General features: G+C 37.0%; 14 protein-coding genes. 6 read left to right on the top strand and 8 right to left on the bottom strand.

All coding sequences use genetic code 11. From position 1 onward, the window contains the following. Positions 1-32: 32 nt before the first annotated feature. Positions 33-962, top strand: coding sequence for an EamA family transporter (locus CBM15_RS03390; protein WP_087615732.1), 930 nt, complete (start codon positions 33-35; stop codon positions 960-962). A gap of 123 nt (positions 963-1,085) precedes the next feature. Here CBM15_RS03390 and CBM15_RS03395 read toward each other — a convergent pair whose 3' ends face one another. Next, the gene (locus CBM15_RS03395; protein ID WP_087615733.1) at positions 1,086-1,457 is read right to left on the bottom strand and encodes a hypothetical protein; all 372 of its coding nucleotides are present in this window, start codon (positions 1,455-1,457) and stop codon (positions 1,086-1,088) included. 170 nt (positions 1,458-1,627) lie between these two features. Here CBM15_RS03395 and CBM15_RS03400 point away from each other — a divergent pair, with 170 nt between their 5' ends. The 3 genes from CBM15_RS03400 to CBM15_RS03410 all read left to right on the top strand — a co-directional run bounded on the left by CBM15_RS03400 (position 1,628) and on the right by CBM15_RS03410 (position 3,466). Then, the gene (locus CBM15_RS03400; RefSeq protein WP_087615734.1) at positions 1,628-2,089 is read left to right on the top strand and encodes a staygreen family protein; all 462 of its coding nucleotides are present in this window, start codon (positions 1,628-1,630) and stop codon (positions 2,087-2,089) included. Between the two features lie 109 nt (positions 2,090-2,198). Continuing rightward, entirely contained in the window at positions 2,199-2,642 is a 444-nt protein-coding gene (locus CBM15_RS03405; RefSeq protein WP_008404637.1) for a GNAT family N-acetyltransferase, read from the top strand. A gap of 11 nt (positions 2,643-2,653) precedes the next feature. After that, positions 2,654-3,466, top strand: a complete 813-nt coding sequence (locus CBM15_RS03410; RefSeq protein ID WP_087615735.1) for a murein transglycosylase — start codon at positions 2,654-2,656, stop codon at positions 3,464-3,466. Positions 3,467-3,520: 54 nt separating this feature from the next. On the opposite strand, the gene CBM15_RS03415 is transcribed toward CBM15_RS03410, so the two are convergent. Beyond that, positions 3,521-4,483, bottom strand: a complete 963-nt coding sequence (locus tag CBM15_RS03415; protein WP_087615736.1) for a helix-turn-helix transcriptional regulator — start codon at positions 4,481-4,483, stop codon at positions 3,521-3,523. 109 nt (positions 4,484-4,592) lie between these two features. Between CBM15_RS03415 and CBM15_RS03420 the strand changes: the two genes are divergently transcribed. Next, positions 4,593-5,072 (top strand): GyrI-like domain-containing protein, encoded by a 480-nt coding sequence (locus CBM15_RS03420; protein WP_087615737.1) that lies wholly within the window; start codon positions 4,593-4,595, stop codon positions 5,070-5,072. Positions 5,073-5,172: 100 nt separating this feature from the next. Here the strand turns inward: CBM15_RS03420 and helD are convergent, their stop codons facing one another. The 4 genes from helD to CBM15_RS03440 form a co-directional block, all read right to left on the bottom strand. Continuing rightward, positions 5,173-7,521, bottom strand: a complete 2,349-nt coding sequence (gene helD, locus CBM15_RS03425; RefSeq protein WP_087615738.1) for an RNA polymerase recycling motor HelD — start codon at positions 7,519-7,521, stop codon at positions 5,173-5,175. Positions 7,522-7,921: 400 nt separating this feature from the next. Next, on the bottom strand, positions 7,922-8,467 hold the full coding sequence (locus tag CBM15_RS03430) for a histidine phosphatase family protein (protein WP_087615739.1): 546 nt from the start codon (positions 8,465-8,467) through the stop codon (positions 7,922-7,924). Between the two features lie 332 nt (positions 8,468-8,799). Next, the gene (locus tag CBM15_RS03435) at positions 8,800-9,663 is read right to left on the bottom strand and encodes a glycine betaine ABC transporter substrate-binding protein (protein ID WP_087615740.1); all 864 of its coding nucleotides are present in this window, start codon (positions 9,661-9,663) and stop codon (positions 8,800-8,802) included. Positions 9,664-9,984: 321 nt separating this feature from the next. Then, entirely contained in the window at positions 9,985-10,833 is an 849-nt protein-coding gene (locus tag CBM15_RS03440) for an MBL fold metallo-hydrolase (RefSeq protein WP_087615741.1), read from the bottom strand. Between the two features lie 311 nt (positions 10,834-11,144). Between CBM15_RS03440 and CBM15_RS03445 the strand changes: the two genes are divergently transcribed. Further along, entirely contained in the window at positions 11,145-12,125 is a 981-nt protein-coding gene (locus CBM15_RS03445) for an SMP-30/gluconolactonase/LRE family protein (RefSeq protein WP_087615742.1), read from the top strand. Positions 12,126-12,232: 107 nt separating this feature from the next. Here the strand turns inward: CBM15_RS03445 and CBM15_RS03450 are convergent, their stop codons facing one another. Both CBM15_RS03450 and CBM15_RS03455 read right to left on the bottom strand, forming a co-directional pair. Next, complete coding sequence (locus CBM15_RS03450; RefSeq protein WP_087615743.1) at positions 12,233-13,663, bottom strand: alanine/glycine:cation symporter family protein; 1,431 nt, start codon at positions 13,661-13,663, stop codon at positions 12,233-12,235. A gap of 222 nt (positions 13,664-13,885) precedes the next feature. Next, positions 13,886-15,703, bottom strand: a complete 1,818-nt coding sequence (locus CBM15_RS03455) for a helix-turn-helix domain-containing protein (RefSeq protein ID WP_087615744.1) — start codon at positions 15,701-15,703, stop codon at positions 13,886-13,888. Positions 15,704-15,759 lie beyond the last annotated feature (56 nt).

The raw sequence follows: 15,759 nt of genomic DNA on the forward strand, positions 1-15,759 counted from the left end.
TTATTCTCAAGCATTATCGGAGGTTTATAGATATGAAGATAAATAAAGGAGTATTCTTTGTACTGCTAGGTGCAGGATGCTTTGGTTTTACACCTGTGTTCGCTAAGTTAGGGTTTGGGCACGGTTACTCACTTGGACAAATTAATCTTGTCCAAATGGTCATCTCCTTTTTGCTTTTGTGGTCAATCGCTTTCTTAAAAGGCGACGGGATTAAAGGACTGACTAAAAAGAATATCATTCCAATTATGATTACCGGATGTTTTATCGGTTTAACAAGTATTTTTTATTATGGTGCGATGCAGTATTTACCTGCTTCACTGGCCATCATTTTAATGTTCCAGTTCGTTTGGATCGGCATTCTGTTCGAATGGGTCTTCAATAAAATTAAGCCCGCCCCGATTACTATTTTTTCGATTGTGCTCATTCTTGTCGGTGTATTTTTCGCATCGAATATTTTAAACGGTGATATGCAGGGCCTTCCGATTAAAGGATTTGTTATGGGCATATTATCTGCTTTTACTTATGCTGCCTTTATCTTTTTCAGCGGAAAAGTCGCCGTTGATGTCAATCCATTAACCCGTACTTCTTTAATGGTGACAGGCTCAACGATTTTAGTATTTATCCTATTTATGAAGGACATCCCTACTGTATTTCCCCTTGAAGGAAACTTGGTGACGAGCGCTGCAGGGGTTTCATTATTTGGAGCTGTATTGCCGCCATTGTTTTACGCGGTCGGTGCACCGTTGATTTCAGGAGGTTTGGCAAATATATTAACTTCTGTTGAACTGCCTGTCGCAATTTTATCAGCGAGCATCATTTTGGCTGAAACGGTTACAGCTGTGCAATGGGTCGGTATTGTGCTGATCCTCGTAGCGATTGTATTAAATGAAATCGGTCCAAACATCATTCGCATGAGGAAACGATCAAAAAGAACAATTCTTCATCAGCATAATAAAAATTAATTAGGATGCTAATCAACTGTGCAAATAGCCGTTGGTTAGCGTCTTTTTATTTACAGAAACAAAAAAGCTTATCAATAATTTTCTATTGATAGGCTAAATTGATATTTCGAGGTTTATATTTAATTATCTGAAGAGATTCAGCATTGCGCCTACTTGTCTCATCGTATTAATTCCATTAGTTAATGTCCCCACATGGCCCATCATTGTATTTAAATTATCCGAAAGACCGCTAAAGCGAGACCCCTGCTGTTGTTGCTGTTGTGGAAAAGGGTTGAATTGTTGTTGCTGCTGTTGTGGATATGGATTGAACTGCTGTTGCCCCTGCCCTTGTCTAGGATTCACTGGATATGGCGGATAAAAGGCTTCCCTCGGTCTTGCAAATTCATTGGATCGAGGCATTCCCATCTGCTGTCTGCCCATTTGCGGTGGAGGACCAAATTGTTGTCCATTTGGCGGAAACATCCACGCTCTAGAATTTTGCCCAAAAAATGGCATGTCATTCACCTCCCTACTAAGTTTGACATCTAACCTAGTATATGTTCATGATTTTACACAATATAGACATTTGAAATACTCGGATGAAACGTTAATTACTCATAGTAACGACCTCTTCACCTCCAATAAAAAAGTCGCATATGAATATAGAAAATGATTGGAGCAATGACATGAACAAATTTAATCCTGAAAGGCTGTCCGTTGAATACAGGGATGGTGTTACCGCAACAGATCCCGTTATTTCAAGACACCATACACTCACCCATTCTGATGACACCGGAGAATTATTTTTAACAATCGGAACACAGTTTGCGTGGGACAAAGTGAATATTGATATGAGAGATGAAGTAATCGGCGAATGGAAAACGAATGGGCACTGTATATATTACAATGCCTATGTAATGGTTAACAAAGAAGGTCAGGATTTCAATACAGCAATGCGGCGTTATGAAGTATTCCGGCGCGAATTGCCTCTCGCATTGACGGCAATCCGGTATGGTGACCGTTTTTTATTCGATGTCTATCCAGCTTTGGACAATGGATTAATCATCGTAAACTTCATATCCGCATACCCCCAGTTATATAAACAAGAGATTTTTGGGACTTTCAGCAGTTTTTCCAACTCCTTTTAATTTTATGAAATGCGGTAAAATGTAATATTTAATCCCACTCCCTTTTATGGTATTAATTGTTAGTGCGTAATGCACGACACTTCACTTTACATGAGAGAGGGTAAAAGAAATGCTGCATTTAAAAACGATTACAAAAGACAATTGGATAAAAGCGATTTCATTAAAAGTGCGGGAGGATCAAGTAAAGTTTGTAGCATCAAATACGGTGTCACTGGCGCAGCTGAACTTTTTGGAAAATTTCCATGCAAAAGGAATTTACTACGGTGAAGAAATGGTCGGATTCACACTTTATGGTATTGATGAAGATGACAATGAATACTGGATTTACCGTATGATGATTGACCAGAAACATCAGGGAAAAGGATATGGGAAAGAAGCAGTTCAGCTCGTCATAGAGGATATTCGAGCAATGAAAGAGCCTCACAACCAAACGATTAGCCTTTCTTATGAACCTGACAATGAGCATGCAAAGCGCATCTATGAAAAAATGGGCTTCCGGGAAATAGACGGCTTTGTTATTGAAGGTGAGCAAGTAGCACGCTATACGTATTAGGAGAAACTCCGATGCGAATTATAACGATTGCGTTACTAGCGATTCCAGGCTTCTTTATTTTAATTCTCACGATTGCTTCATTTGATTATTTTTACTACCCAGTTATAAGCTTCAAAGCAGAGAACGCCGCCGAAGCTTCTCTTGAAGAAAAATATAACATAGACTTTGTGATAGATGAATCAACTTACTCCAAACCATTGGGCGAAGATTTCGGGTACTATCATATCATCGCTCACCCAAAGAAGAATCCCGATCTGGAAGTAGCGGTTTCGGTTGATGAGGATATGGAACCCTTTAACGATACGTATTTGGAAATGCATTGGCGCGAGGAACTGAAAACAAGATTCGGGTTACTGTATGAAGAGCTGTATGGAACTGTTGAAAAATACTCCTATATGGTGAATGTATCGTTTTCGGAGGAAATCAAAGCTGCATATAACCATAACGACACGTACGAGGAGATTTTGCAAAAGGAAGCTAACGGTATCGGAAATATTATCTTTGCCAATGTCCTACTGGAATCTCCTGATCAGATGGACGATCAATTGGAAAAAGCCTATAAAATGATCCAACACTTTAAAAAGCAAAATTTAAATTATTTCAATATTGAAATTGTGTACTTTAATGAAAATTTGAAAAAACAGCGAAAGAAAAAGGACAGCAAACTTACTTATAATGAATTTCTCTTCAAACATCTGGATGAGAGAGCTGTCCGATTTTATTTTTCATATGATTCAGAGGATGAAGAGTCTATAAAGGAGCTGAATCAGCTAAAATCTCCAGCTGATTTGGAGCAGTATTTAAAAGAAATTAGGGGAAACTAGTCATCAAAGATGAAACCCACTTATGCATGAATAAATACGTTTTAAGTGGGTTTTTCATATGCAATATACTGATACTCTCTCTTGTATCCCTTTTAACACTTCTTCTGGTATTTCTCTAATTGTTATGTCCCCTCCCAGAAACAAAAGCCAGTTCGTTATCTCTACCAAGTCTTCTTGGTTCTCAGTATTAATAAAAGTCTCTAGAACTGCTGTAGTTTGGTAGGGATTTGTATAGGAAATAGAAAGTTTTAAAGGATGATATTTTTTGAACTGTGCGATTGCCTTTGGACCAAACTCCAGGATAAGGTTACTCTCTTTATCCCGTTCACTAAGCCTTTCTAAAATCTCCTTCTTACTGATTCTGTTTTTCCCCGAGTCCGGTTTCACATCGATAAGATGCGAGACAGGAAAAATTCGATTCTTTTTCTCACCCACATCAAATCCTTCTATCAGCCAATTACCTTTTTCATGATGAAGGTAAAAAAGATAAATTGAATATGTTTTAGTTAACTTTCCTTCTTTGACTGAAATGATTAAATAACGGTCAATCAGAAGTGTTTGTATAAGCTTTTCTATCACCGGATCAGGTAAATCGGATAAATCCAGCAAATCCGGATTATGAGGGTTCGTCCCTTCAAAAAGCAAGATCTGATTTAACAGAACAAGGTCGTCTTGCTGGTTTTCTGAAATCAAACCGAGTAATTTCTCAGCTAACGACTGACGACTTTTTAAATATGGAAGTTGTTGATTTCTTGTCGCCATAAAGGCAATAAAAAGAGCTTTAATTTCATTATCGGTAAAACGAACAGCGGGAAGGACAGAGTTATGTAAAACATTATACCCCCCTTCTCTTCCAACTTCAGCGACAAGCGGCATTCCTATAGCTTCAATTTCTCTAATATCTCGTATAGCCGTTGATCGGGAGATATTAAATTCTTGCATGATTTCAGAAATGGTAAAGTGAGCACGATTGTTGATATATCGCATGATTGTATTAATCCGTTCAACTTTTTTCATTGGCACCTCCGAAACAGTATCATATTTTGACATGATTTATGGCTATTATAAACTTATCAAGTAAAAAAACAAATCTTGATTAAAACAAATTTGAAAGAAGGTTTATGATTTGCCAAATTATACGATTGAAGAAAAGGAAAGCTTTATTGTTTTAGGTTTTGGAACAGAACTAAAGAGCAATTACACAGACTATATGGGGATAAATAAAGAAAAGGCAGATTTTTGGCATGCAGTCAATCAGGATGGAAGACTTGATACATTAAGGACTTTAGCTACAAACGATTATATTTTTATCGTAAACGAAGCAGTTAATAATAAGATGATGCATTATGCCGGGGTCCAGACTGAAGAAACATTACCAGAGGCAACTAGAGTCATTCAATTTCCTAAAGGGGATTACGTAGTTGTTAAAGGGGAAGCTCCTACTGCAGAAGAGTTGGTTAATACTGTTACAGGTATTGCCTTTGGACAAGTTTTACAAGAAGCAACTGATTATGCCTATGTAGGAGGTCCAAACACAGCAGTTGTAATGGGGCAACAAAACGGCCAAGTATATGGGGAAATGTGGATTCCGGTTATTAAGAAATAACAGGTAAAATGGACTTCAGACGGATTAAAATTAAAACTGAGTCCGGTACGGACTCAGTTTTAATAAGCTTTTATTGAAATAATAATGTCTAACTAATGCTTTATGAAGTCAATTCATGTTGTAGGAAATTTCCATCTAAAGCCTTTTGCATAAAAGGACTTGGTCTCCCTACGCTATACAGTTGCAGTACGTGCATTGCCCTTGTACAGGCTGTATAAAAAATCCTGCGTAGACTTTCATCACCATATACATTTTCGGATGCGTCATAAATAATGACCGCTTCAAATTCAATCCCCTTCGCTAAATACGAAGGAATGACTATTACCCCTTTCTCAAATTCTGCTGTACCGCTTTTTATTAGCTTAATCCCATCAATTTTATTCAATGTCTCAAATGCTGCCTTACTTTCCTCCGCTGATTTACAAATAACTGCAATACTTCCATAGCCTTCACTTTGTAATTCCGAAATTTTAGACAGTATGCATTGGTGCAAGTCTGTATGATTCTCCATTTCGGTCAACACCGGCAACTCCCCAGCACGGTCAAACGGGATAATTTTTTCTCCATTTGCTATAAGATTCCGTGTAAATTCGATAATCGGTTTCGTTGAACGGTAACTTCTTGTCATATTGATTACTTCTGTTTGTTCTTCTCCATAGAGATGGTTGAGCGTTTGAAAATCTCCCACTCCACTCGCATGCGCAAAAATAGCCTGATTAAAATCACCTAGCACTGTCATTTTGGCTGAAGGGAATAGCCGCTTCAGAAATTCAAATTGAAACGGCGAATAGTCCTGCGCCTCATCAATGAGGATATGCTTGATCGAACGGTTTGTTTGAAAGCCTTGAATCAATTCCTGCAAAAATAGGAATGGTTTCGCGTCTTCATAATACAGAGTACCCGATTCAAGTATTTGAAGTGTATCTTCACATATAGCTTGCCACTCATCTGGCACTTCTACTTTTAATTGCTGTTGCATCAGTAATGGATCTGTAAATAGCTGCTTATAGATCCCTTCTAAATCAATAAAGTTCAGTGTTTGAATTTGTTTTCTTACGGGCTTCAATTTCAGGCGGACAATTACTTGAATAAGCGCATCCTGATTCATTTCATAATCCGCTTGCGCTTCTTTTTCAAAGCCATTTTTCTTTGCTAAATATTTATGAATTTTATGATATGTCTCATCGCTTAGTAGTTCAATTTCCTCTTCTACCCATGGCTGAGAACGTTCTACTTTTTCTATTTCTTTAATTTTATTCATTAGCCAGTCTTTCAGCTTTTCAAGTCTGCTTTGGAAACTCAGAGAAATATGGTCTCTATAAAACGTCTCCGACAATTGTTGTGAGGAAAAGATCGTTCTCCCTCTGAATTTGACATCTTTAAATAGCAGGCCTGATTTTTCCAATGTTTCTCGGTATAGTTTAATCGCCTCGAAAAATTTTACGGATGCTTTAAATTGAATGCCTTTAATTCTTGCGCTATATGAAGGGCTATTTGCTGCCGTCAGCACATATTCCAATTGATGATACGGGTTTTCCAAATGGAAATCTTTACTTAAGCGATGATCCAAATAGTCCTGAAATGTAACTTGCTGCATATTCTCTTCACCGAGCTCTGGAAGTACGTTGGAAACATAGCTATTAAACATAGCATTCGGTGAAAATAATATAATTTGGTCTGCTTTTATACGGTCCCGGTATTTATACAATAAAAATGCGATTCTTTGTAATGCAGCTGAAGTTTTTCCGCTGCCGGCTGTGCCGTGCACAATAAGCATACGCCCTTGATCATGGCGAATAATACGGTTCTGATCCTTTTGAATCGTTGCTACGATGCTTTGCATATACTTATCCGCGCCTTTTCCGAGCACTTTCTGCAAAATCTCGTCACCAATCGTGAGACTTGTGTCAAACATAGACTGCAGTTTCCCGTCACGAATAACGTATTGCCACTTTTTCTCGAGTTCACCGTAAACTTTGCCCCCAGGAGTTTTATAGTGTGCTGGTCCAGGCTCGTAATCATAATAGACGCTTGAAATCGGTGCTCTCCAGTCATAAATTAGGAAGTCCTCTCCATTTGCATCCATTAGGGACGAAATACCAATATAAATTTTCTCCTGCTCTGAAAATCCTTCTTCAAGAAAATCTATTCGCCCGAAATAAGGTACTGACTTCATACGATGAAGGACAGCTAATCTTTTGGATGCATGGTGGTGTGTACTTTCACCAACAGCTAATGCCTGCGCTTCTTGTCTTAAATTAATAACGGTTTCGAGAAAGTCATCAAACGAATCTGTATTCACTTTAATTTCATCCCAAAAATGCTTACGAGTATTTACTACCTCGTTTCGGAGCTTTAACGTTTCTGATTCCAGTTGAAATGTTTGATCATTAATTACATTCAGAACACTATTTAACCGTTGTTGTTCGTCCAGGAAATCTGCTTTCATAACATTCACTCCTTGAAAATAGTTAAGAGTTGACTAATAAAGAATTTTTATATATAATTAGAATAAGGAATAATATATACACAAATATAATTAATTGTGCATATCTATATAAACTTACCACGTGTCCGCATTTTTTACAATGCATTTGGCAGGTGTATTTTTTTTGCCCTTAAATAAGGTAGCAGAAATAAAATAAACAACGATTGCTTACTCATTGAAGATTTACTGTACATTACTAAAATCTACATAAATTATCGGTTTTAAGATTTATATTGGAGAAATTTCATTTTCTTGAAAGTATTAAAGAAAACCGCACTTACTTATGATACGGTATATTTCCGTAACAAATTTAAGTGCGGTTTTAAGATATAGATTTAGATGTAGTTCACACAATGTTCTTCTAACTATCTAATGTAGACCAATATTCTAAAGATAGTTGACCAACAATATCATAGCCGTTACCTCGCCCTTTTGGCTTAATAATAACTGTCCCCATAGAAGGGGTTGGACCTAATCCAACCTTTGCAGGGAAAATGTGATCAACAATTATTTTATTTTTTCCCTTATCCGGAATATATTCTAAAATTGATTGAAGATTACTCAAAATTATTTGTCTATCATTACTTGGTAAATTTTCGCTTAACCTATTTATCTCAACCCAAAAAGGATTAATTTGAACATTACCACTACCAAATGCTAACTGTGCTGTTTCGATTGTCCTGCAATAGGGACTTGAAGAAACAGGAATTTCGAATGGTATTCGTAAATACCGAAGTATTTCTCCATAGTAAATTGCCTGCCTACGTCCCAATTCAGAAAGATTTCTTTGAGTTAAACAGTTTTGAAAGTTTAAGTTGGCTAAATCGCTTCCGACAGTCGCTTCTCCATGCCTTGCATAAAATATAAATCCCCCATTCCTAAGTGCATTAAGTAAGGTTTTATTCAAGTTTTTTCTCCTTTCCATAAATATCCCAGTATACTCCTAATGTATGACATGGGTTAGTAGAAATAAAAAACAAACAGAAATAGTTTATGTATTTTTGCACTGACCTAAAATAATGACACAAACAAAAAACACCTTTTGTTGAAAAAAGGGTATTGAATACCAAGAATCAACATGGAGGTGTTTTTTTATGGGGACAAGAGTATGTTATTCTGCTGAGTTAAAATAAAAGCGATAGAAATGAGACTAGCAGGCATTCCCGTTAACCAGCGCCTCTTAGCATGATGACTTATATGCTGAGACCGATCAAATTGAGTGCATCCGGTACTTGGTACTTATTTAACTTCCTTTGTCCAATCGGCAACTTTAGCCTCATTTTCTTCAATCCATTTTTTTGCTGCATCTTTCGGATCCATGCCTTCCATAATATCATACATAACACTTTCTATATCTTCAGGCGTCCAGTGGAAATTATCGAGAACACTGTATGCCTCAGGATTATCCTCTTTGAATCCATTACGTGCAAATGTACCGATATATTCTTCAGTTCCGTACATCCCTTTAGGATCATCTAAATACTTCAAATCGAATAAGTTAAATTTCCAGTGAGGAGACCAACCTGTCACTATGATTTCTTCTTTGTTCTCAATCGCTTGTTTAAGAGCCCCTGTCATTGCTACTGAAGATGAGCTTAGTACTGTCCACCCTTCAAGATTTGGGTATATCTCATACGCCTTTTCTGTAGTTCCTGTTATATTTGCACCTGGTTCAATGCCCGTTATCGTTTTACCCGCTTCATCTGTTAAATCTTCGATGGAGTCCACATCCATATAACTAGGGACTACTAACCCAATTTTTCCGCCTAACAGATTTTCACCTAAATTATCTATACGGCCTTTGTACTTCTCAACTTGCGGGGCGTGTGTCTGTGGTAGCCAAGCTGAAACCATGCCATCAACCTCTCCATTGGCAAGGGCTTCCCACATAATTCCATTATCTAAAGGCGTCAGCGTTACATCATATCCTAAATCTTCTAGAACTTGCCCTACTACATGAGTGGAGGCAACCTCAGTCTCCCATTCAACATAGGCTAAGTTGACAGCTTGTTTTTCTGTACCTTCAGCCTCCGAAGAACATGCAGCTAATAATAAACTTAATCCTAAAATTAATCCTAGCTTCGATAAACTAATGAGTTTCATAAAATCTCCCTTTCTGATTGTTTTGCTGAGAGCGGGTTATATGTAAAAATTAACATCTAACAACTTATAATTATAAATGGGTTGTTACTTTTGTCAAATTGGCAATTAATACAGGTGGTTTAGATTTTTAAGAATCAAAGGGATTTTTGGGTTGCACAGTACAGGAAACAGCTGACTTATATAGGGGAAATAAAAAGAGAATACCTTATAAACGGTCTCTCTATTAATTTTTCTTTGGTCAAAAAACCACCTAATTCGTTGTATATCAACAATTAGGTGGTTCTTCAAATTGTAATTTTTCTCGTAAAGGAGCGCAATCAGTTAGTATCCATCGGCAAAATGGGAGATGGTTTCTAATTCATCTTCGGTAAGTTCCCTTTTTACATAGTTTTCGTATTCCTTCACTATTGTCGGTAAATCTCCCTTACAGACCTCTGTATATTTGGCAATCGTTCTTAGCATGGCAACTTCTTTATCGAAAGCTTCTTTTGAAATTGGTTGTTGATGTGAAGGGATATAGGTTTCCGCATCAAAAGTTTCTAATACATCTAATAACCGTAAAGTTTCACTAATTGTATAGTGTACTTTTTCGGCATACATTCTTGGATAAATGCAGTCCCCTAAGAAAAGAATCTTCTCTTCTTTTATATACACAATGACAGAATCTGCAGCATGGTCCCCTCCAACATGTTGTACGATACAAGTCACATCACCAAGATTTATCTCTGCCCTTTTCTCTATTGTAATATCCGGCAAAGTAATTTTAATGTTTCGATGATTCGTGTATTCTTCCTTAATCGCTTTTGCACAAAATTCAATTTCCACGCCTTTATTTACTCGCGCATCAATGGCTTCATCTGACCATGAAAATGGAATAAGCTTCTCCATTTCCCTTTCAGTCTCTTTGGAGGCAATTGAAACAGTATCGGGTAATGCGGAAAGTCCAAATATATGATCCCAATGCCAATGTGTTAGGACAACTAGAGCCGGATTAGGAACTCCCCTTTTTTGAAGTTCATTCAGAAAATAGTGCATATGTTCTTCCGAGTTCCCTGCATCAATCATTAATGTCTTTTTACTGCCAACCACCATTCCTAAAATCGGGCGGTCAGTCAACGAGACTGGGGTGATATACCAAAAACTTTTACCTATTTTGTGTATAGAGTGCAAAAAGGTTGTCCTCCTTTCTTTTTAGTCAAATGTTTATAGACTACATTCTTTGTTAAAAAGTCCAATTATATAGCAAGTATTTTTTATAATAGTCTAAATTTCCAGTATAACAAATAAAGAATTTTCTAAATAGCTAAAAATACTACTTTTTATTAGTTTCATTCGAGTTCTTTTTCTGCTATTTAGATCATTGAACGAATGATATGATACCAAGAATATAAGCGCTTATATTTAAAAAGGTTAATAAATTAATTACTTCTTTCTTCTTGAATACTGTTTCAAAAAAATTCACTGTCATTTAGGAGGTATTTATGAGGTCTAAAAAAGGTGCACTTGTATGGATATTGGTTCTTGTTCTCTCCCTTATAACGGTTACATTCACTGGTGCTAAGGCATTGTATGAAACAAAACCAGTGCCGGCAGAGGAAAGACATGACATTTCTGAAATTATTCATCAAAGCAGTAAATGGGAAAAGGTTGCTACAGGTAGTGGATTCATGGAAGGTATTAACTTTGATCGTAAAGGAAACATCTGGTTAGTTAGCCCGACAACTGGCGAAATCTTAACTATTAAAGGCGACAAAGTTGAAAAAGTTTTAGGAGATAAAGATAAATTAATGCCAATTGGAGCTAAGTTCCATAAAGATGGTCGCCTATTTATTACGGATGGCAAAGGTGAATTATATTCCTACAATCCTGCTACTGGCGAACGCAAAACCATTGTCAATTCTTACGACGGGAAACCTTTAAACGGTTTAAATGACCTTGTTTTTGACGAAACAGGTGGTCTTTACTTTACTGAGCCAATGGGTTCTAGTGCTACTCATCCAACAGGTCGCGTCTTCTACTTACCTCCTGGTAAAACTGAAGCAATCCTCTTCTCAGAGAATATTGCTTATCCTAATGGGATCACTATTTCGGCTAATGGCCAACGCGTCTATATATCAGAGTTTGATAAAAATCAAATTCTATCAGTACCTTCTGTAAATGCTGCAAATTCTCCTGAATCACCGTTTATTTTTGCTCGTTTTGAAGGTGGAATCGGTCCGGATGGGTTAGCTGTAGATGCTGAAGGTAATCTGTACGTAGCCCATTTCCAAGCTGGAGAAGTAGTAGTGGTTGACGCCAATGGTTTTAAATACGGAACCATTCGCCTTCCTGAAGATGCAGGAACATTCGCAACAAACTTAGCTTTTTATGATGGATACCTCTACGTAACCGAATCATCAAAAAACGAGGTGTGGCGTATTCAAGTGAAAAAGAAGGGTCTACAGCCATACGGTTTAAACTAGACTCGCTTCTAATATAATGGAATGGGGCAATCACCAATTTAGTGATTGCCCCATTTTAAATTTTAATAGCTATTTACGAAGTAGTATTCCTGAATGAAAGCTCAAATTTAACGTTTTCCTTCTATTTCTTCATCTTCGCCCCAGCATTCCACCTCGCCTAAATTAGGTACGTTTTTCTTATAGAATACTGGATCTTTGCCTTGCTTCCGTTGAGTTAAATAATCATTAATAACCGGTTTGGCCACTTTCCAAAGTTGGAGAATAGCAATTAAGTTAATGATCGCCATAAAGGCCATAAACAGATCCGCTAAATCCCATACAACTTGTACCTTTGCAATGGAACCAAACATAACAAAAAGTACGACAAATATACGGAATACTAATAAACCGGTCTTTGAATCTTTTATAAAACTAATATTCGATTCACCGTAATAGTAATTGCCAATAACCGTACTAAAAGCAAACATAAATACAATGATCGCTAAGAAGCTGCCTGCCCAATCACCTAAACTTCCGACTAAAGAGGCTTGCGTTAAATTGACTGAAGTTGCATCAGATTGAAGGTATGCATCGCCTAATAATACGATCGCCGCTGTTGCAGTACAAACTACTAATGTATCAATAAATACACCAAGAGATTGAATCAACCCTTGTTTTACTGGGTGGGAAACATCTGCTGTTGCTGCTGCATTGGGTGCAGACCCTATCCCTGCTTCATTGGAGAATAATCCGCGTTTAATACCATTCATAATTGCTGCCCCAATCATTCCCGCAAAGGCTTCTTCCAATCCAAAGGCAGACTTTATGATAAGAAGAAATACATTCGGAATTTCGGAAATATTGAGGAATACAACAATAAGAGCAATTATAATATACAAAATTGCCATAACAGGAACAACTATTTGAGTAAAGCTAACAATTCTCTTTAATCCACCAAAAACAATAATCCCTGTTAAAGCAGCCAATACTAAACCTACTACAAATCGATTGGCACCAAAACTTTCTTCAAATGCAATGGAAATCGTATTTGCCTGGACAGAATTAAAAATAAAGCCATACGTAATTGTAATGACAACAGCAAAAAGAATACCCATCCATCTTTTATTTAAGCCTTTTTCCATATAATAAGCAGGACCACCACGAAACAATCCAGTACTCTTATCTTTCACTTTATATACTTGTGCTAATGTACTTTCAATTAGTGCAGATGCCGCTCCGATCAGCGCAATCATCCACATCCAAAATATCGCACCGGGACCGCCAAGAGCAATTGCCGTCGCGACACCCGCTATATTACCTGTTCCAATTCGAGAAGCAGCAGAAATTGTAAAAGCCTGAAAAGAAGATATACCTTTTTTTCCTGACTTATCTGTTGGCGCCGCTTCTGTTATAAGTTTAAACATATCTTTGATTAATCGAAATTGAATAAACTTTGTTTTAACCGTTAAAAATATGCCTGTTCCTACTAATAAAATTATTAATACATATGAATATAATATTGTATTCACTTCACCCAATATATTACCGAACCAATCCATTGTTTCACTTCCTCTATTTTTTCAACTTTTTCTGTTGGTATGTAGGTCGTGCTACTTCGTCAGCTATTAAAATTCTGCACCAACATCTCCTAAATACAAAGTTACTTTCCTACACCCATGCTAACTTGTCCTATTTTATACTCACTTGAAATTTTAGTATACATTTTTATTAAGATGTATTAATTTTCTAGCATGACAATTATCCCCCTCACTCCCCTATATTTACTCTCGTTTTTTTACAGGCGTTAAGTAATTTTCTTTTAAATAACAAGCTAGTTGTATTTTCAGTGCATCTTCCTGTATTTGAAACGAGATATTTAATATTTGCTCAATTCGGCTTAATCGCTGATACAAAGTGTTGGTATGAATATGTAAATGCTGTGCTGTTTGCTGAACGGAGCGATTAAACCTGAAATAGGCCAACAATGTTTCATACAGGTGACTTTTATTGCCTTTAGTCAATAACTCACCGATTTGGTCATGAATGAAGTTTGCCAAGTCTTTTGGCGGGACTTGTAAAATCAGCTGGTTGAGTCCGATTTTATCGTAACTCGTAATTGTCCATTCATCACGTACATGTAAAAAGCGCAATGTTTGCAGCGCTTCTTCGTAAAGAGAAGAAACTGTCTGTAGGGTTTTATATTGCTTACTGATTGCGCACCGAAAAAGCGGTTTATGCTGTGATTGCCACTTTTTTTGTAGGCGCGAGAGTGTTTCGTTTAATGTTGTAAGTATTGCTGGTGACGGCACACCGATTAAAAGAGTGATTTTGTTTTTTTCATAAAAAAGTAATTTCCGTTCACCTGGAAATTGTTCCTTTAGCATGGAGATGAACTGATGTAAATATTGTTCAATCGATAACATGTCGGCCGTTTGTTTGAACTCGAAAATACATAAACGATAGTAGTCCTGCACATCTAGATCAAGTTGATATGCCATAGAAGCAACTGTTTTTTGATTAGGTGCATCGATGATCTGCTGGAATGTTTCCTGCATTCGTTTGTTATGGTGCTCCAGAACATTTTTATTGCGTAAAATTTGCAGTGTTAAAATATTGGCCCCCTGCTCCAGTGTTTGCTGATCTTTGTAGGAAATGATGCCTTTCTGTTCAATAATCATGCTTCCTAAACAAATATCCAAATTATAGAGAGGATAAACAATAAAGCTGCGGTCATTTTTAAGCCGATACTCAAATGGCTTCATTTTCAAGAATAATTGTTTTTTTATTTTAGCTTTTGTGTGAGGGGGAATTGACTGAACATCTTCAAAAAACACATCATCATATGCATCATAAAAACCAATTGGTAATTGTGTTAAGTTTTTCAGTTCATTTAAAATGACGGAGATCGGTTCGTTTTGTAAGAGCAATTGATTTAATGTCGCATGCACATCATAGCGCTGTTTAAGAAGGGTATGTTTTGTCTCTAATGCCAGAGATAATTCGTGCGCTTCTTTTACTTTCTCAGTCATCTGTTCATAATACTGGGCTTTTTGAATTGCCACCCCTACCTGATCGGCAAAGGCTTGAAAAAATAATAGATCTTCTTGTGTGAGGTCTCTTTTCTTTTGAAGTTGGTGAAGGATCATGATGCCGATTGGCTTAGCATCAACAGTTATCGGTACACAAAGAGCTGCTTGCGGAACATGTGCGCTCTTTAATATTGTCTGTAAATTACGCGGGCTTACATTTTGATGGTACATAGCAGCCATAATTTCATCGTAACTGTTAAAGAACTCACCGATTCCTGTCGCAAATACACGACCAGTAATGGCCTCATTCGGCTTTGTTTGAAATTGTTCAATAAGTGGCGGGAAATGAATATAGGTTTTCGGAATTAGACACTGTTTCTGTTCATCAAAAAGCATTAAATACCCTGCATCTGCTTCAGGAATAACGTTCAGTGCATGCCGCATGATTGTATGTAATACTTCATCAATATGAAGTTTGGAAGTGATTGTCCGGATACTTTCCACGAGGATAGATAACTGTTTATTTGAAAGTGTTAAGTGACGTAGAATTGCTTCTTGTCCATCTGACATAGACATTCCCCTCTTTCTGAAATATATAGAATATTCCATAATTTTATTTATAAATA

The sequence above is a fragment of the Solibacillus kalamii genome (assembly GCF_002174535.1).
Lineage (GTDB): Bacteria > Bacillota > Bacilli > Bacillales_A > Planococcaceae > Solibacillus > Solibacillus silvestris.

Bases quoted from the DNA above. Each gene is read 5' to 3' on its own strand.
- CBM15_RS03405 (WP_008404637.1), top strand. From the start codon at position 2,199: ATGCTGCATTTAAAAACGATTACAAAAGACAATTGGATAAAAGCGATT.
- helD (WP_087615738.1), bottom strand. From the start codon at position 7,521: ATGAAAGCAGATTTCCTGGACGAACAACAACGGTTAAATAGTGTTCTG.
- CBM15_RS03445 (WP_087615742.1), top strand. From the start codon at position 11,145: ATGAGGTCTAAAAAAGGTGCACTTGTATGGATATTGGTTCTTGTTCTC.
- CBM15_RS03390 (WP_087615732.1), top strand. From the start codon at position 33: ATGAAGATAAATAAAGGAGTATTCTTTGTACTGCTAGGTGCAGGATGC.
- CBM15_RS03415 (WP_087615736.1), bottom strand. From the start codon at position 4,483: ATGAAAAAAGTTGAACGGATTAATACAATCATGCGATATATCAACAAT.
- CBM15_RS03455 (WP_087615744.1), bottom strand. From the start codon at position 15,703: ATGTCAGATGGACAAGAAGCAATTCTACGTCACTTAACACTTTCAAAT.
- CBM15_RS03400 (WP_087615734.1), top strand. From the start codon at position 1,628: ATGAACAAATTTAATCCTGAAAGGCTGTCCGTTGAATACAGGGATGGT.
- CBM15_RS03410 (WP_087615735.1), top strand. From the start codon at position 2,654: ATGCGAATTATAACGATTGCGTTACTAGCGATTCCAGGCTTCTTTATT.
- CBM15_RS03435 (WP_087615740.1), bottom strand. From the start codon at position 9,663: ATGAAACTCATTAGTTTATCGAAGCTAGGATTAATTTTAGGATTAAGT.
- CBM15_RS03395 (WP_087615733.1), bottom strand. From the start codon at position 1,457: ATGCCATTTTTTGGGCAAAATTCTAGAGCGTGGATGTTTCCGCCAAAT.
- CBM15_RS03450 (WP_087615743.1), bottom strand. From the start codon at position 13,663: ATGGATTGGTTCGGTAATATATTGGGTGAAGTGAATACAATATTATAT.